The sequence below is a fragment of the Streptomyces angustmyceticus genome (assembly GCF_040701845.1).
In the GTDB taxonomy this organism is placed as follows: Bacteria; Actinomycetota; Actinomycetes; order Streptomycetales; family Streptomycetaceae; genus Streptomyces; species Streptomyces angustmyceticus_A.
In genome coordinates this window covers 52092-68147 of record NZ_JBFBHQ010000004.1, presented here as the reverse complement: position 1 = coordinate 68147, position 16056 = coordinate 52092, and the positions used below count along the sequence as shown (strand labels likewise).

Here is a 16056-nt window from a genome sequence, read left to right as displayed (position 1 = left end):
CGTTGGCCCCCGCGCCCGCGGCCTCCTTCTCCCGGGGATGCCCGGAAGAAGGAGGCGCACATGGACGTCGGGGGCCAACGGGCCCGTGAGTGTGATCAGGCCACCGCGGGTGTGTAGTGGCTGGTGTCGCCGCCGCCTTCGAGGGCGCGGCTGGAGGTGCCGTCGATGCCCACCGGGGCGTCCCCCGCGACGGTCACCCGGTGCAGCAGGCGGGGCAGGTCGCCGTAGTCGTCGGGGGCGTAGTGCTGGGTGATGCGGTTGTCGAACAGGACGAGGTCACCCGGTGTCCAGGCCACCCGGACGATGTTCTCCGGGCGCGTCACATACGACTGGAAGATGCGCAGCAGGTCCCGGGACTCGGAGGGGCCGAGGCCCTCGATGGTCTGCGCGAAACCGCCGATGAACAGGCCGCGCTCCCCCGTCTCCGGGTGCACGCGCACCAGCGGGTGGGCGGTGCGATAGGTCCGCGAGACGAACTGCTTGCGGTGCCGGGCCGCCTTCTCGGTCTTCGGGGCGGCGTAGTCGTAGGCGTTGGTGTGGACCGCCCACAGTTTGTCCGCGAGCTCGCGCAGCGGATCGGGCAGGTCACGGTAGGCCGCGGCCGAGTTGGCGATCAGCGTGTTGCCGCCGTAGGGCGGGACGACGATGCTGCGCAGGGTCGACGCCTTCGGGGGCGTGCGGACGAAGGTGACGTCGGTGTGCCAGTGGTTGGCGCGGATGCCCTCGTCCCCGTCGACGGGCAGGACGTTGGGCTGTCCGTCCACGGACGGGACGGTGGGGTGGGCGGCGGTGAGTTCGCCGAAGAGGGAGGCGAAGCGCAGCTGTCCGGCGTCGTCCAGCTGCTGGCCGCGGAAGACCAGCGCCTTGTGTTCCAGCAGAGCCGCGTTGATCTCGGCGACGATCGCCGGGTCGAGGTCGGCGGAGAGGTCGGCGCCGACGATCTCGGCACCGATGCGTCCGCCGATCCGGCGGATGTCGAAGCCTGTACTGGTGCTCATGGAGGTGTTCCTTTCCGGGGGTTCGGCAATTTCAGGGGGTGAGGGGCAGGGAGGTTCGTGGGAGCCGGATGGACCGCCAGAGCAGCGTCAGCGCGTCGCGGGGACGCGCCAGGAGCTGAGCCGCTTCTCCACGGCCACCAGCAGTTGGTTGAAGGCCACGCCGATGACGGAGATCGTGACGATGCCCGCATACATCTGCGGAATGGCGAAGTTGTACTGGGACGCGTTGATGAGATAGCCGAGACCGGCCTTGGCGCCGATCATCTCGGCGGCGACCAGGACGACGATGGACACCGCCCCCGCCAGCCGGATTCCGGTGAAGATCGTCGGCACCGAGGCCGGCAGGATCACCTTCTGGAACAGCCGCGGGGCGGACAGGTCCATGGACCTCGCCAGCCTCAGCAGGGTGGGATCGACGGTGCGTACCGCACTGATGGTGTTGAACAGGATCGGCCAGGCGCACGCGTACACCACGAGGGAGATCTTCGACGTCTCACCGATGCCGAGGAGCAGGACGAACACCGGCAGCAGGGCCAGGGCCGCGGTGTTGAGGAAGACCTGCAGCAACGGGTTGAGGAGATCGGCGACCGGCCGGTACCAGCCGATGAGCAGGCCCAGCGGTACGGAGACGGCGACGGCGATGCCGAAGCCGCTGAACGAGCGCACCAGGCTCGCCTGCGCGTTGTCGGCGAGTTGGCCGTTGGCCACCAGCCCCCACCACGCCTGGGCGACCTCGCTGAACGGCGGCAGGAAGGTCCGGTCCACCAGGCCGAAGCGGGGCGCCAGCTCCCACGCGAGCAGCAGGGCGACGATCGCCGCCGACTTGGTGGCACCGGTCAGCGCAGCGCGCAGGACGCGGGGCAGTACGGAAGGGCCAGGGGGGCGCGGCCTGCTCGACGCCGTCGGCAGGACGGCTGCGGGCTCGCCGGTGCCGGATGGCGAGGGTGTGCCGGTGGCCGGCGCGGGCGTGCCGGTCGCCGAGGGTGTTCCGGAGGCCTGCGGCGGCATGTCGGTGGCCGGCGCGGGGCGTTCCTCCGGGGCCGGGCGCTGCCGGGTGCGGGAACCGCTGGCGATGCTCATACGGGGGCCTCCTCCTTCTCCAGCAGTTGGGTCCTGGTCACCTCGTCGTGCAGGAGCGTCCAGATCTCGTGCCGGTACCGGGCGAACTCGGGGCTGGACCGCAGGTCGTCGGTCTCCGTACGGGAGTCGAAGCCGATCGGCACGACCTGCTTGATGCGACCGGGCCTGGAGGTCATGACGGCCACCCGTCCCCCCAGGTAGACGGCCTCCTCGATGCCGTGCGTGATGAAGACGACGGTCTTTTTGGTGCGCTGCCAGATGCGCAGCAGCTCGTCCTGGAGCAGCTCCCTGGTCTGGGCGTCCAGTGCGGCGAACGGCTCGTCCATCAGCAGGACGTCCGGGTCGTAGGCGAGAGAGCGGGCGATGGCCACGCGCTGGCGCATGCCGCCGGACAGCTCGTGCGGATGACGGTGCTCGAATCCGGAGAGCCCGACCAGGTCCAGGTACTCGCGGGCCCGGGCGGCACGCTCACGTCGTGGCACGCCGGTCGCCTCCAGGCCGAACTCGACGTTGCCCAGGGCGGTGCGCCAGGGCAGCAGCGCGTACTGCTGGAAGACGATGCCGCGGTCCAGGCCGGGGCCGCTCACCGGTCGCCCGTCCAGGAGGATCCGTCCGGCGGTCGGCCGGGCGAGCCCTCCCAGCAGGTCCAGGAGCGTGGACTTGCCGCATCCGCTGGGGCCGACCACGACGACGAACTCCCCCGCGTCGATCCGCAGGTCGACACCGTCCAGCGCGGTGAACTCGTCCTCCCCGTGTGCCGGACCGCGGCCTTGGGCCCGCCCTCTCCTGACGGGGAAGGTCTTGCGCACCTGCTCGAATTCGATCTTGGGTGTGGTGGTTCCGGACATGGGATCAGCTCCCGCTCTTGGAGGTCGTCCCGGCCGCGGACGGCTTCGCCTTCCGGCGGTACGCGTTGAACTCGTTGGTGTAGAGATCCGACGCCTTGACCTGGCTCTTTCCGATGTCACCGCGCTCGGCGAGCCAGTCGATCCACAGCTGGAACTCCTTGTCGGTGATGCGCCCGGCGGTCTCGGCAACGCCGAAGGACTTCCAGTACTTCAGCGGAGCGGTGCCCTCGTTCCGGCCGCGCTTCCGCACGATCTCGATCTGCCGGTCGATGACCTCTTGGCGCGGGGTGGTGCGGGCCCACTCGATGGCACGCGCGACGCCCGTGACGAAGGTGCGCACGGTGTCGGGGTTCTCCTTCAGGAACCCGTCGTTCAGCACGTACGTGCCGGCCGAGAAGTTCCCGAGCAGCTGGTGGTCGGTGAACAGCGGTCTGATGCCCCCGGTCCGCAGGGCCTTGTCGCGCAGGATGTCGCCGAGGACACCCACCTGGATCTGCTTCTGCCGCAGCGACTGCTCGGTGTTGACCGGAGGCACCACCAACGGCTCGACCTTCTTGATCTCCGCCTGCGACAGGCCGTGGCGTTGCAGGTAGATGTCGAGCATCGCCTCGGAGTGGGCGCCGAGGGTGTTCATCCCGACCTTCTTGCCGATCAGGTCACGAGCGGAGCGGAGCGGGCTGTCCTTGAGTACGTAGAAGCCGTTGTACGCGGCCTTGTCGACGCCGTAGTAGCTGATGACCGCCGTGATGGGGGCCTTCCTCGCGGCGAGTTTGACGACGGCTCCGTTGAACGCGCCCCCGAAGTCGACCTGCCCGGTGGCCGCCGACTGGATGTCCTGCGGCCCGCTGATCGTGTTGCCGACCCACTTCAGCTTCACGTCCTCCAGGAAGCCGAGATCCGCGGCCAGTTCGGGCAGGATGACGGACCCCGCCCACCCCTGGTACCGCAGCGTCCTGGTCCGGTTCTCGGCCGCCCCACCGCCCCCACTGCCGCAGCTGACCGCGACCGCCGAGAGGCCCAGCAGAGTGAGGAACTGGCGTCGGTTCGATGGGGTGATCAGCCTGCTCATGGCGGGATCCTGTTCGGGTGGTGGGTGAGGCGGGGGTGGTGGGGCGGGGCTGGGGCGCGTGCTGCGGCGCGGGGTGAAGGGGAGGCCGGGCGAAGGTGTGCAGGGGAAGGGGACGGCGCGTAGCCTCCCCCGTTTCGTGCAAGAACCGCCGCGGTTCCGTGTCCGGCGGGCGCACAGACCACCCCGGGCGCGAAAAGGGAAACGGAGAAAGAAAGGGGAGGCGAACAGCCAGGTGAAATGACCCGGCTCACGTACCGATCCCGGAAGATTCGAGCTGGGTACGCGGCGAAGTCACCGGGCGACGAAGAATTCCCGGGCCGGTACGCGCGACGGGATCATGAGGCGCCCAGGGGCTGACGCCGGCCGGCGGCTCTAGCGGTCAGCGGCGCTGATGGCACAGATCGCACTGGCCTGGCGTCGCAGATCGACGTGCAGGCGTGCGGTGAAGTTCTCCGAGTGACTCACACTCCGGAGGCTCGCAGCGAAAATCAGCCACGTCAATAACGCGACAGCCCTCGTCCCACTTTCTGATTCCCCCGCCATGCGCGCGCAGCACGCCGTTCACAAATCGCCCCCGCGCGGGCTCTGCCTCGGGTCGCGAAACGGTTGCCCAGCATGTGATGCGGTGGCACACCCGGCGCCCTGGGGGCAAGCCGGGTCCGGAGCGCCGCATGTGGCGGCGCTGCTTCGCCCGGTCCTGCGCAGGGGCCCTGATGTGTGGCCGGGCTCCGGCCGTCCGCGCTCAGCCGTTGCCTCGCTGTCGGATCGTCCGCCGGCCCGACCACACACTCACCACCTCAGAGGTCCACGGTGTGATCAGCACATACCTCAGTCAGCACAGTTCCGGCATGAAGGAGGTCGCGCATCCTCCGGACGCTCTGAAAACGGCGTGCCGTCAGGGTGCTACTTGACAGCTGAAGCCGCTTTGGCCGCGGCGGACTTGTTTGCCGCCTTCACCTCGTTCAGGGCCTTCTGGTGGGCCTTGATGGCTGTCTTCTGCAGTGCCGCTTCAGCGTCGAACCACGTCTTCTCGACGTGGTTCTTTTCGCGGCAGGCAACATCCGCCTTTGCGGTGTCCTTCTCTTCCGCTGACACGCGGTGCGGGTCGGCGAACCGAACATCGTCGTTGGCGTCCATGGGCTTTTGGTATGCGTACCCCTTGTCGGCCATGCACGCGGACCACTTCGCGAAGACGCTCACCACGGCAGGGTCCTTCATGGACTCCTTGTAGGACTCGCCGCTGATCTGCTGAGCCAGGGGAGCTTGTCGACTGGCCGGGACCGTCCCGTCGGCCTGCTGGACGCACCCTTTCAGGACACTCGGATCGGCCCCGGATTCGTCAACGGCACCCTTTCCGACCGCCTGGTCGTAGGCCGCCTGCTCCTCGGCAGCCGGCTTGTACCCCCGTGCGGCCGCCAGGGCCGGGTCGTGGATCCCGTAACGCCAGTCCACGAGGGTCTTGCCACCCACCTCGGGCAAGTCCGGCGCAGGAGTCCATGCGTCATATCCTGCGCTCTTCATGCACTGGTCGATCAAGCCGTCCCGCGTACCGGCGATGAGGCGCACTTCTGCTGTGGACGGCAGATATGCCTCGATCGGCAGATGCCATGTGGCCGGCCCGTCCCCCGCGTGCCCCTTCCCGGAGATCGGCTTCGGTTGGCCGGCGGCACTCACCGGCATCTCGTCCTCAGAAGATCCCGCGTTCATAGAGGTCACGCCGAGAACCACGGCCCCCACTGCTGCGGCGGAAACGAGCGGTAAGCCCACACGCCGTCTCACGTTCCTGCTCCCCATGCTCCCCCCTCTTTTTCTCGCCTTCGTCAGGTCCACTGGAACGAGGCGTTCTGATTGAAGACGTGCACGAACCGGTCGATGTACTGGTACGGCGCCATGACGTCCTGCGCGCCCTTGAATCCACTGTTGAAGTAGACGCGCGCCGTGTACTTGTAGTGCGAGTTCTCGCCGGAAGCGGCATTGTTCTTGACTCCCCGCCCCGCGCCTGCCCCCGAGTTGCAGAAGCGGAGCGGCGAGGCAGCTCCGGCGACCCCGTCGGGCACGTCCGCGAAGTTGTACACGGAGTATCCGATGTTTCGCCAAGCACCCGTCTGAGCCGAGTTGAAATAGATGTGGAAGTCGAACTTCGACTTTCCAGGGGTCTTGCATGCCTCCGCGCTGTAGAGATTGTCGGTCTCATCGTGCGCCGTGGCGGCGGTAGCAGGGCTGGAAACCCATAACGCGGTTGCCAGTCCAGCCAGTACTGCAATCTTTCGCACTTTCCCCCCAGTGAGAATGAACGGGAGCGACTCCAGGCGATGCACAGTGCCGTGCCGAAAGGGCCGGCGGATCCCTGTGCCCAGCTGCACTCGATCACTCCGGACGAAGGTAACCATACGCCTCTTCGTCCGTTCTTGGACGGAAAATTTCCGCTTGCGCCAAAGCTGTCCGAATTGAACCGCCGAGACATCCGGGCGGGGGCGGGGACACGGCCGGAGTTCCGCTATTCAACGAGGCCGCTCACACGTGGATGGACCGCCCTGCCGGCCCATGACCAACCGTGCACGAAGCGCCGAAGGTCCAGCCTTAAAAATCTTGGTACGCGCCTCGGCCTGGAGTTATGAGAGACGTTGCTCGGGCGCGCTCCCGATTCACCGTCGCCGAACGCACTCGTCTCCCGCCGTCGGTTCACGATGAAAGATCAGCTAAGGCCATGCGGCGTACAGCACCAACAGGAACGTGGTGGAGATGAGGGCCACCAGGACATAGGGGATCCTGCCCGTTTGATGAGCCATCCCACAGGAGGCGGCATCGGTGCAGGATGCCCGATGTGCGCGCACCTCACGCCCTTGGTCGAACACCCCGAACATCTCGGCAAGCACACGGATGCTGGAGCTGAGGACGACGATGGCGACGAACCGGACAGCACCCGACCCGTAGGTGTTCAGCACCCAAGCACTGCACGCACCCGTCCATATGAGCGCCGCGACAGCTCCCGTCTTCCGACGGCCGGGGAACACAATCCAGGGAACGGTGGGGAATAACAAGAACACGCCTATACCAATGGCAAGTGCGCCGACCTGCATGACCTACCTGGTTTCAGTTGTCGACAGCGGAATGGGTGCTCCACCCCGAAAAGGGATGGAGCACCCCGTCCATTCTGTCACCTATCGGGTGTACTCGATGTCGGGCTCCTTCGCGGGAGCACCACAGAACTGGGCGTCGGGGTCGGTGTTGACGCCGGACAGGACGCCGATGCTCCACGGGTTGCCCCCATGCCCACTGTCCCGGGCACATCCCATGTACGGATCACCTGCGTTGAGCGGCGAGGCGGGACCGCTGAAGTGATAGAAGTCGCCTGTGGTCACCGGATTGCTGGACTGAGTGTAGGCGCCGTCGAGGTTGATTGCCTTGCCGTTGCGGTACAAGTACTGATTCGGCATATAGCTGGACCGCAGGACCGGGGAAGCGGACACTTTGCGGATCGAGCCGTCGGCGCACGACTTGAAGTCGAGTTCCTGCCAGATGGGAGGTGCGCTGCCGAAGATGGAACCGGTCAGGCCGGGCTTGAAGAACATGTTGCGGATATCCCCCGCCATGGTCGTCACCGGATGGTTCGCCCCAGCGGCGCGCGACACCTTGTCCACCCACTCGGTAACGCTGTCGGTCAGCCCGTCGTTGCCAAGTGCCGGGCGGTAGCCGATGGACCCGCCGGCGGTGGTCATCGCCGCGACGCACTGGCCCTTGTCGCCGGACACGGGGTTGTCGTCGTAGTCGGTGATCACCGGCTTCACACCGATCGACTGGTAGGCGAGGCCGGGGAGGACCCCGTCGCTGTTGGTGGTCGTATGCGTGGTGGCCCCGTCGTGGACGTTGAGGTTCTTCCGCGCGTAGTTCAGCTTCGGTTCCGGGATGCCGTATTCCGCGCTGACGCTCTTGATGAATTCATGGACGAACGCGGGCATGTGGGTGTCGGCGGTCCGGTCGTCGTAGGTGACGGACTGGCTGCCGTCCACGATCTTCCCGTCGGAGGTCTTGATGTACGACACGGTCGCCTTGTTGTACATCTTGTAGGCCCCGCCGTCCTGACCGAACCACGACGGGCGCTGGTCGCTCGGCGGCCGCTTCGTGTACGGGTTGGAGTAGTGCATCCAGGCGGGGATGGAGTGACCGTCGGGGTGGTCGGTGGTGGAGGTGCCCGACTGCTGCACCTCGTCACGCCACTTCTGCACCGCGTCCCGTGTCTTCGGCATGGTGCACCGGGAGTCGGGGATGCCTCCGGTGCAGCTGCCCAGTGCCGCGACGCTCTGAGACGTCTTCAACGCCCAGTCGTACAGGTCCTTGCGGGACTTCAGCGGTGTGTTGAAAAGGCTGGATTCCGGCCGGACGTCGATGTCCTGGTCCTCGTCGAAGAAGGCGTCGGCCTCGATCGTGTCCTTCACATACGTGCCCTTGAGCGGCTGGAAGGCGGCAGCGCCCCAGGCGATGTCGGCGTCGGCGGTGCCGTCATGGGTGTAGTTCGACAGGGTCACACTCGGTGTCCCGGTGAACTTGTAGCCGCCGAGCGAGATCCACTTGTTGGTGTTGTCGCTGTCGGCGTTGACGGTGACCGTGCGGTCCCCGCCGTCGACGCCCTTGATCACATAGTTGGCGTGCTTCGCCTGGGCCCCGGTGTCGGGCAGGTGCACCCATACCTTGCCCAGGTCCATCTTCTGACCGGTCCAGGTGCCGTCGATGGTCATGGGGCCCGAAGGGCCGCCGTAGTGCGCCTTGTCACGGGTGTGGGTGTACCAGAAGTGGCCACCGTAGCCGCCGCCGACCTGGTGCAGGTCCGCCTTGGCCTCGTATTGGTTGTCGGAGTCGGGATAGAAGGTGAACTGGAAGCTGCCCGACGACGCCACCTTCCCGCAAGAGCCCCAGGACTGCGTCCCGTTGGGGACGGAGGCGACGACCACCGCGTCCTTCGGGGCGCCGGAACAAACCGGCTCGCCGTACTTGAGACGGGTTCCGCGCCCCGGCTCGGGTCGCTCCGTCGCATATTTGATCAGTTCGTTACCGCATGTGCTGGCGCAGTCCTTCCATGTCGCGTTCTCCTGGTTCCACCAGAACTTCTCGTAGCACTTGGCGTCCGGGCAGTCCGCCGGGTTGGCCGGGTCGCACCCGTTGTGGATGTTGCAGAAGGTGAACAGGGGCGGGGAAACGGTGGCACGGTTGGGGACGGTGGTCCACCAGGCGGGCTGGAAGCCGGCGGAGTTGAAGCCCGACTCGCCCTTCCAGCCCTGCCGCCCGTCCGTCCCGTAGGAGTATCCGGTGTCGATGGACCAGGCGGACCAGCCCATCACCTTCTCCTCGTACGGCCAGTCCTGCGGATGCGCCGCGTCCTGATTGGCTTCCTTGTCCATGTCCGTGTTCATGAACGGGCCGCGTCCGGGCGGGTAGAAGGGGTTGGCGGGGTTGTTGTACCAGCCCAGGCCCCACGGCTTGCCCGGGGCACCCTTGCCGTTGAAGCCGAGGTTGTAGTTCCAGGCGGCGGTGAACCAGTTCTCGACGCGCTTGGGGTCATCGTTGTTGACCGTGACCTTCTGCCCGTCGGTGTGCACCTCGTTCCACTTGTCGGCGAGGATGTACATGGAAGCGGCGATATTGCTCGCGTAGTCGACCGCGACCGCCTTCTGCAGCTTGGGATCCAGGCCCTTCTCGGTCGCCTTGTCCTTGCCGGCCTTCCGCATGCCATCGGTGACCTGGCCGACGCCGTAGCCGCAGTCGGACTTGTCCCAGTGGATCTTCCAGTAGGCCGAGGGGTCGTCCTTGTCCGCCTTGTGGCCGTAGTAGCCGTCGACGGCAGCGAGCGGAGATCCCATCTGCCCGGGGACGACACCGGATTCGGCCTGCCAGAGGTTGGATTCCTGAGCGAGGATGCCGAGCATGACGTTGGCGGGGATGCGTTGGCCGCCCTTCAGCGTCGGCGGCGGGAACAGGCCCTGCGGGTCAATGGTGCTCATGCCGGTCTGACTGCGGTACTCGCCCTGACGGATCACCCCGCCCCGCAGCTTGCCCCGGACGGCCATGTCGACCGCCCACTCCACCTGGTTCGGTGTGGGTTGCAGGGCCTGCATCGTCACGTCGTTGCGGGAGATGGAGCACCAGCGGTCGGGGTCGGTGGGGTCGTGGGAGACTCCGGCGCCCGCGGTCCGGGGTGCGAGCGCCGTGCTCGGCCTGCCGGTGCCGCCGAGGGCGGGGCTGACGGCGTTGTTGCCGTTCTCCGCCGTGACATCGGCCACCGACTGGGAAACCGCCTTGCCCGTGATGGTGGCGGTCGAGGTGACCTTCACGGGGTCCTGCGCCACCTGCTCCGGGGAACGCGCGGGCGGGGCCGCCTGCTTCCCCTCCGCTCTCGTGAACCCCTTGCCCGCGTGGGAGATGTGGTTCAGTCCGGCGCGGATGCCGGGGGCGAGGACGGGGTTCACGGCGAGGTGTCCGTGGGTGGAGATGTCGGCGTCAGCGGGCACGGCGAGGCGGCTGATCCCGGTGCCCTCCAGACGGGGGCCGGCCGTGGGATGTCCCGTGAGGAACACCCGTCCCCCGTCCCCCTGGTGGAGGCCCACGTCGGAGAGGCGTCCCGAGGCGACGAGGGCGGGCTTGCCCTGCCCCGTGAACACCTTCACCTGCGCCGTGGTGGCGTGCTTGTGGTCCGCGAACACGATGGTGCCCTTCGCGGCCGGACGGATGTCGAACGGTGTGCTGTCGGCGGTCGTCAGCTTCTTGACCGAGCCGGACTTGCCCAGGTGCACGAGTTGGCGTCCGCGTGCGGCGACCGTGCCGTCCCCCACCGGCACCGCACTGGTCACCTGACCGTCGACCGCGGCGGTGCCGGTCGTCCGTCCCGCCGAGTCGACCGTGAGCACCCGCGTCTTCGTCTTCGCCGGGTCGTTCAGGTCCCTGTAGGCGGTGAACGCGGCGGTATGCGTCTGCGGGTTGCACGTGGGGTCGAAATAGGCGAGGGAGGCGGTGAAGGGCAGCTTCGTCACGGCACCGGTCGTGGTGTTGACGATCGCCGCGAACGCGCCTCCCTGCATCAGGTCGGGCTTGTTCGTGAACGTGCGGGACGCGTACACGGCGGCGACATGGTCGCGGTCCATGACGCACTGGTTGCCGATCCACGAGTCGGCGGGCATGCCCGGCTCCGCAAGGGCCGCGACCGTCTTCCAGTCATACGCCCTGGCTTCATCGGCGGCGAGGATTTTGAAAGCCTTCACGTCGGCCACGCCGGTCACGGCCCGGTCCTTGCTCTGCTTCCAGTTCTTGCCGAGGTTGGTGTCCGGGCTCGCCACACGGCTCGAGCGGGGCTTGCCGGATAACTTGTGTTCGGCGGCCGCGACCGCGTCCCACCCCTTCGGTCTGTGGGGTGCGGACGAGGGTTCGGCAGCGAGTGCCTGCGACACCAAAGGTCCGCTCGCGACCAGCATGGCCGTGGTGAGGAGCAGTGGTGCGTGCCGACGCTTCGGCACGCGATGACGACGTATCAAGTCGGTCCCCAAATAGTCGATGTGAGCGCAAGAACGTCAACCATTCCCCTTTCGGGAGTGGTTGTGGTGCCCTCGGTGCGCTGTGCGCTGCGCACTATGTGCGTGCAGCACGATGTATCTGTTCGGGTGCTGCGGTGAAATGGCCTGCCGGCTGGGCAGGCACAACGGAATGGGAGCTTGGCGGCAATTCGCCCTCGTTCCCTTTACCGCCGGGCGGGTACGCCGAATTCACCCCGCTGCGCGCCGCACGGAGACAAGGCGACCCTGACGATTGCAAAGCAGTCATGACCGGTAGGAGCCAGATCCTGGCAGTGCACCGGTCGGCCGCCCGGCCCAGGATTTGGCACGAGGCCGGACTCAACTCGTCACGGAGCCCCCACGCAATGAGGTCGTGCGTCAGGTCAGTGTTGAGCAGAGCCCGCGTCATCGGCAGTCTCGAACATCGCTGCCGAGCGATCCATCGGCTTCGCCGACCGCCGCGCGCACCTGTACAGGCGGCGGACGCAGCCAACACCCCATGTCCCGCCAGGGGGTTGCGCTGCCGTCCGTCACGCGGTTCTTGCCCCTGAGCTCTACGTCATGACCGATTCCCGTCGATTCATCGCCGCAGCCGTGGCGGCAAGCCCATGCACCTGCCCGCTCTCCTTACCGAATGCGCCGTCTGCTGATCGCAGCCGCGATTCAGAACATGCGGAGTGAAGTGCGCATCGATATCCCGCTCCCCGTTGCCGCAGTGATCATGTGCCCACTGTCCGGGACATGGCGGCAGGTGACAGATACTAAGCGGTAATAACTCTGCATCAGCGGGTATTTCCTCCGGTGTCCAGTTACGTGCCGAGGACTGGCCGGTTCCGGGCGGAAACGCTCAGGGGAGGACGGGCGGCGCCTGGAAGGGCGCGGTTCCTTGCCCAAGTGCGGGGCTTCGTTCCGCGGGATGAGCGTTGCGAAGTCCGGCCCCGAGGATGCTTCGGGACTCGGTGGCGGTGCCTCGCCCGGCCCGGGCTTCACCGGCTCGTGCTTCACGGGCGGCCCGGTCGATGTGGACGCGGATTGCGCTGCGGATGCCCGTCGGCTGCGGCTACCCCCGCCCCGCTTCGTCGGCGCGCCCGCCGGCGCCCAGCAGGCCGGTCGGTTCGAAGGGGGTGCGGGCAGCCAGTCGGGGCAGTTCGCGCCGGGAGAGCCGGGTGACGACGGCCGGCAGGGCGGCGCGCACCGCCTGGGCGGCACGGAGCCAGCCCGGGACGTAGACGGCGGCCGAACGGCGTTCCGCGGCGGTGACCAGGCGGGCGGCGACCCAGCCGGCGGAGTGGACCTTCCTCGCGGGCGGAGGCATGTGGGCACGGAGCTCGCGGAGCACGGGGTGCTGGTCCGCGTCCCTGATCATGTCGGTGTCGGTCCAGTTCAGATAGACGATGCCGACCCCCACGCCCTCGGGGGCGAGTTCGGCACGCAGCGAGTGGGCGAACGACTCCACCCCGGCCTTGGAGGCGCAGTACGCGCTCATCAGGGGCGCGGCCCCGATGGAGGCCAGCGAGGCGATCTGCAGGAAGTAGCCGTGCGTGGCGAGGAGGTCCGGAAGAAAGGAGCGGGCGGTGATCGAGCTGCCGATCAGATTGACCTCGATCACCCGGCGCCAGATGTACGGATCGGACCCGCCGAAGGGCCCGCCCTCGGCGATCCCCGCGTTCGCCACGACGAGGGACACCGGCCCCAGGCGGTCGCGGACCTCCTGGGCCACCCGCCCCATGCCGTCGTCGTCGGTGACATCGATGCCCCAGCAGTACGCCTCCGACGGAAGGGCGGACGCCACTTCCCACAGTGTCGTTTCCTCCCGCCCCAGCAGGGCCACCCGCGCTCCTCGCCGGGCCAGCTCGCGGGCGGTCGCCCTTCCCAGACCGCGTGCCGCCCCGGTCACCACGGCGGTGCGGCCGTGCAGGGAGCCCGGCCGCTCCGAGCGGGTCGGGGAACGCGGTCGCGTCGGTGGCGTGGTGTGGGGCATCGCGCCCTCCTGTGATTCCTGACGCCGAGGGGTCCGGGAGTGGTCGGGCGGGCTCCGGCGTATCGGCCCGGCGAGCGGCCGGGGAGTGGTCGTGCGGGCTCCGGCACCCGCACCACGAGCGGTCGGGCGGGCACCCCGCGCCCTCGGCCGACGACAACCGGCACCTGGCAACCAGGGCCCCTGCCCTTTCACCGTAGGCGCGCCGGGGCGCCGCCGCGCGCCGGTGGGCGAGGCGGCGGGCACCCGCGAAAGGCCGGGCTGCCGGTCGAACCGCCGGCCCACCAGCCCACAGCCCACCGGCCCACCGGCCCACCGGCCCACCGCACAGGAACGGACGCCCGGCTCCCCGCCCCGGTCCCCCTCCACACCTCCTCCGAACCGCTTGCGCGAACCGGTGGCACGTTGTGCGCACGCGTGCCAACCTTCTGTAATCAGCCGGCAGCTGCCGTCGCTGACATCACAGTTGCCGACATCAGTTGCTGTCGTGACAGCCGCTGTCTTCACCGGGGGGCCGAGCAGCGTGGCGGAACGTCCGTTGGGAATACGGGGGATCGAGGCCCTGTACGAGGAGTGCCGCACGCGTCCGCAGGACGGCAGGGGCGGCGATGCCGGGCACGGCCTTCCCACGATCGTGCTCGTCGGGCCGCGGGGCAGCGGCAAGACCACCACGCTGAACTGGCTCGGCTATCTCGGGTCGCGGCGTCCGCACGCGTACTTCGATTTCGGGTCCGCCGCGCCCCGCAGGCCCCATGAGGTCGCCGGCCGGCTGGCGTACGGACTGTCGCACCGCTTTCCCCGGCAGACGCCGCTGGTCTTCCCGCGTCTGACGCTGGGGCTGGCCGTGGTGGCCCCCGAGCTGTCGTTGGACGCGACGGACCCCGAGCGGGCCAAGAAGCAGTTGCGGCAGGCGCTGCGCGGGCCCCAGGAGCCGCATCCCGCGGGCGACCGGGTGGCCGCGGTCGCCGGGCTGCTGCAGGACCTCAACCTGGTCCGGATCCCCGGCGTCGGCCTGCTGGCCAGCCTCATCCGGCAGCCGCCCAGCATGCCGTTGCGGGTGACCCGGCACACCGGATTCGCCTGGTACGCCGGCCCGTTGGCCGCCCTGGACGCCCTGGTCGAACTCAACCAGCTCAGCAAGAGCGAGGAGCCGGCGGACCGGGCCGCGGTGGACCGGCGGCTGTGCGAGGCGTTCCTCGCCGATCTGCGCGGCGAGTACGCGCGCCGTCAGCGCGACCGCAACTGTGTCGTGCTGCTGGACAACATCGACGCCCCCGGGGGCCGCGAGTTCCTGGACCTGCTGATGGAACTGCGGGACGCCGACGGGGCACCGGATCCGCTGCTGGCCGTGGCCGCGGCGTCGAACGTCGGCCGGGTGCCGGCCATGTTCGCGAACGGACCGGCGGGCGTCCGGGTCAGCGCCCCCGAGCAGGCCTGTTACTCCGACTGGGAGCAGGCCGTCCCGGACCCGCCGCCGAACCGCTCCTGGCGCTGGTACTGCGTCCGGCTGCGCGGCCTGACCGCCGGCGAGACCGCCCAGCTCGGCACGAACATCGCCGCGCGGCTGCCGGAAGCGCCCCTGCTGGCACACCAGTTGACCGACGGGCATCCGTGGAGCACCCGGCAACTGCTGACCGCCTCGGCGCGGCTCGTGGGCCGGGAGGACCCGGAGACGCTGTTGCGCGCGGTGCTCTCCAGCACCACGCCGTCCGCGGAGAGCGCCGACGAGGGGCCGATGCTGGAGGAGGAGGCGCGGCAGTACCTGCTGCGCGATCTGACCGATGACCAGCACCGTGCGCTGGTCGAGTGCTGTGCCGCCCGCGAGTTCGACGCCGCCTGCGACGCGGGGTTGCTCGACCGCTTCCAGCTGCACACCCGCGATTCGCTGGCCCGGGTGGTCGCCACCCGCTTATGGCTGACCGATCCGGTCCCCCAGGATGCCGAGACCCGCGGCGGCCGGGGCTCCGGATATTTGGAAGGCGTCCATCCGCACCCGTTGCGCGGCAGCTCCGTCCTGCACCCGTGGCTGCGCCTGCTGCTGTTGCAGGAGCTGGCCGCCCGCCCGGACCGCTGGACGGCCGTCCACGAACAGCTGCGGACCTGGCACGCCCACCACGGCCACCCGCTGGAGGTGCTGTACCACTCGCTGGCGCTGCACCGGGTGGACGATGTCGTCGAGCATCTCGCCCGGCGTCTGGTCGAATTCTCCGACACGGACATCTGGCTGTACGAGCTCTACACGATCACCGCCGCGCCCCTGCGCGAGCCGGTGGTGCCGGAGCAGTCGGCCACGCTCCGCCTGGAGCAGCTGGCGGCCGACCTCGCGCCCCGCTCGTTCGCCGAGCACACCCCCCTGACCCTGCTGGTGACCGGGCTGTGGCTGGCGTCCGACCCGCGCAACCGGCTGCCCGGCACGAATCCCGAACTCAACCGGACCATCAACGCGATGCTCCAGGACCTTGCCATGCGCTCCGTCCCCCGCCGGATCGGGCTCATGCACGAGGCCGCGAAGTACGTGTGAGCGCACTGCAGCACCCCGTCCTCT

Annotated in this window: 11 protein-coding genes; 1 reads left to right on the top strand and 10 read right to left on the bottom strand. The window is 68.5% G+C overall.

Going from position 1 to position 16056, the window contains the following annotated elements:
- Positions 1-95: 95 nt before the first annotated feature.
- The 10 genes from AB0411_RS11170 to AB0411_RS11125 form a co-directional block, all read right to left on the bottom strand.
- A complete protein-coding gene (locus AB0411_RS11170; RefSeq protein WP_366416991.1) occupies positions 96-998 on the bottom strand; it encodes a TauD/TfdA dioxygenase family protein in 903 nt (300 codons plus the stop codon).
- Between the two features lie 87 nt (positions 999-1085).
- On the bottom strand, positions 1086-2006 hold the full coding sequence (locus AB0411_RS11165; protein ID WP_437041903.1) for an ABC transporter permease subunit: 921 nt from the start codon (positions 2004-2006) through the stop codon (positions 1086-1088).
- Between the two features lie 68 nt (positions 2007-2074).
- Positions 2075-2926, bottom strand: a complete 852-nt coding sequence (locus AB0411_RS11160) for an ABC transporter ATP-binding protein (protein ID WP_366416989.1) — start codon at positions 2924-2926, stop codon at positions 2075-2077.
- A 4-nt stretch (positions 2927-2930) separates the two neighbouring features.
- The gene (locus AB0411_RS11155) at positions 2931-3995 is read right to left on the bottom strand and encodes an ABC transporter substrate-binding protein (RefSeq protein ID WP_366416988.1); all 1065 of its coding nucleotides are present in this window, start codon (positions 3993-3995) and stop codon (positions 2931-2933) included.
- Positions 3996-4367: 372 nt separating this feature from the next.
- The gene (locus AB0411_RS11150) at positions 4368-4538 is read right to left on the bottom strand and encodes a putative leader peptide (protein WP_366416987.1); all 171 of its coding nucleotides are present in this window, start codon (positions 4536-4538) and stop codon (positions 4368-4370) included.
- Positions 4539-4898: 360 nt separating this feature from the next.
- On the bottom strand, positions 4899-5711 hold the full coding sequence (locus AB0411_RS11145; RefSeq protein ID WP_366416986.1) for a hypothetical protein: 813 nt from the start codon (positions 5709-5711) through the stop codon (positions 4899-4901).
- A gap of 104 nt (positions 5712-5815) precedes the next feature.
- Positions 5816-6070: a hypothetical protein gene (locus AB0411_RS11140; RefSeq protein ID WP_366416985.1), complete on the bottom strand. Its 255-nt coding sequence runs from the start codon at positions 6068-6070 to the stop codon at positions 5816-5818.
- A 624-nt stretch (positions 6071-6694) separates the two neighbouring features.
- Positions 6695-6940 carry a hypothetical protein gene (locus AB0411_RS11135; protein ID WP_366416984.1) on the bottom strand — a complete coding sequence of 82 codons (246 nt, stop codon included), beginning with the start codon at positions 6938-6940 and terminating at the stop codon, positions 6695-6697.
- Between the two features lie 216 nt (positions 6941-7156).
- Positions 7157-11320, bottom strand: a complete 4164-nt coding sequence (locus AB0411_RS11130; protein WP_366416983.1) for a hypothetical protein — start codon at positions 11318-11320, stop codon at positions 7157-7159.
- 1273 nt (positions 11321-12593) lie between these two features.
- Positions 12594-13514: an SDR family oxidoreductase gene (locus AB0411_RS11125; protein WP_366416982.1), complete on the bottom strand. Its 921-nt coding sequence runs from the start codon at positions 13512-13514 to the stop codon at positions 12594-12596.
- Positions 13515-14049: 535 nt separating this feature from the next.
- Between AB0411_RS11125 and AB0411_RS11120 the strand changes: the two genes are divergently transcribed.
- A complete protein-coding gene (locus AB0411_RS11120) occupies positions 14050-16032 on the top strand; it encodes a hypothetical protein (protein WP_366416981.1) in 1983 nt (660 codons plus the stop codon).
- Positions 16033-16056 lie beyond the last annotated feature (24 nt).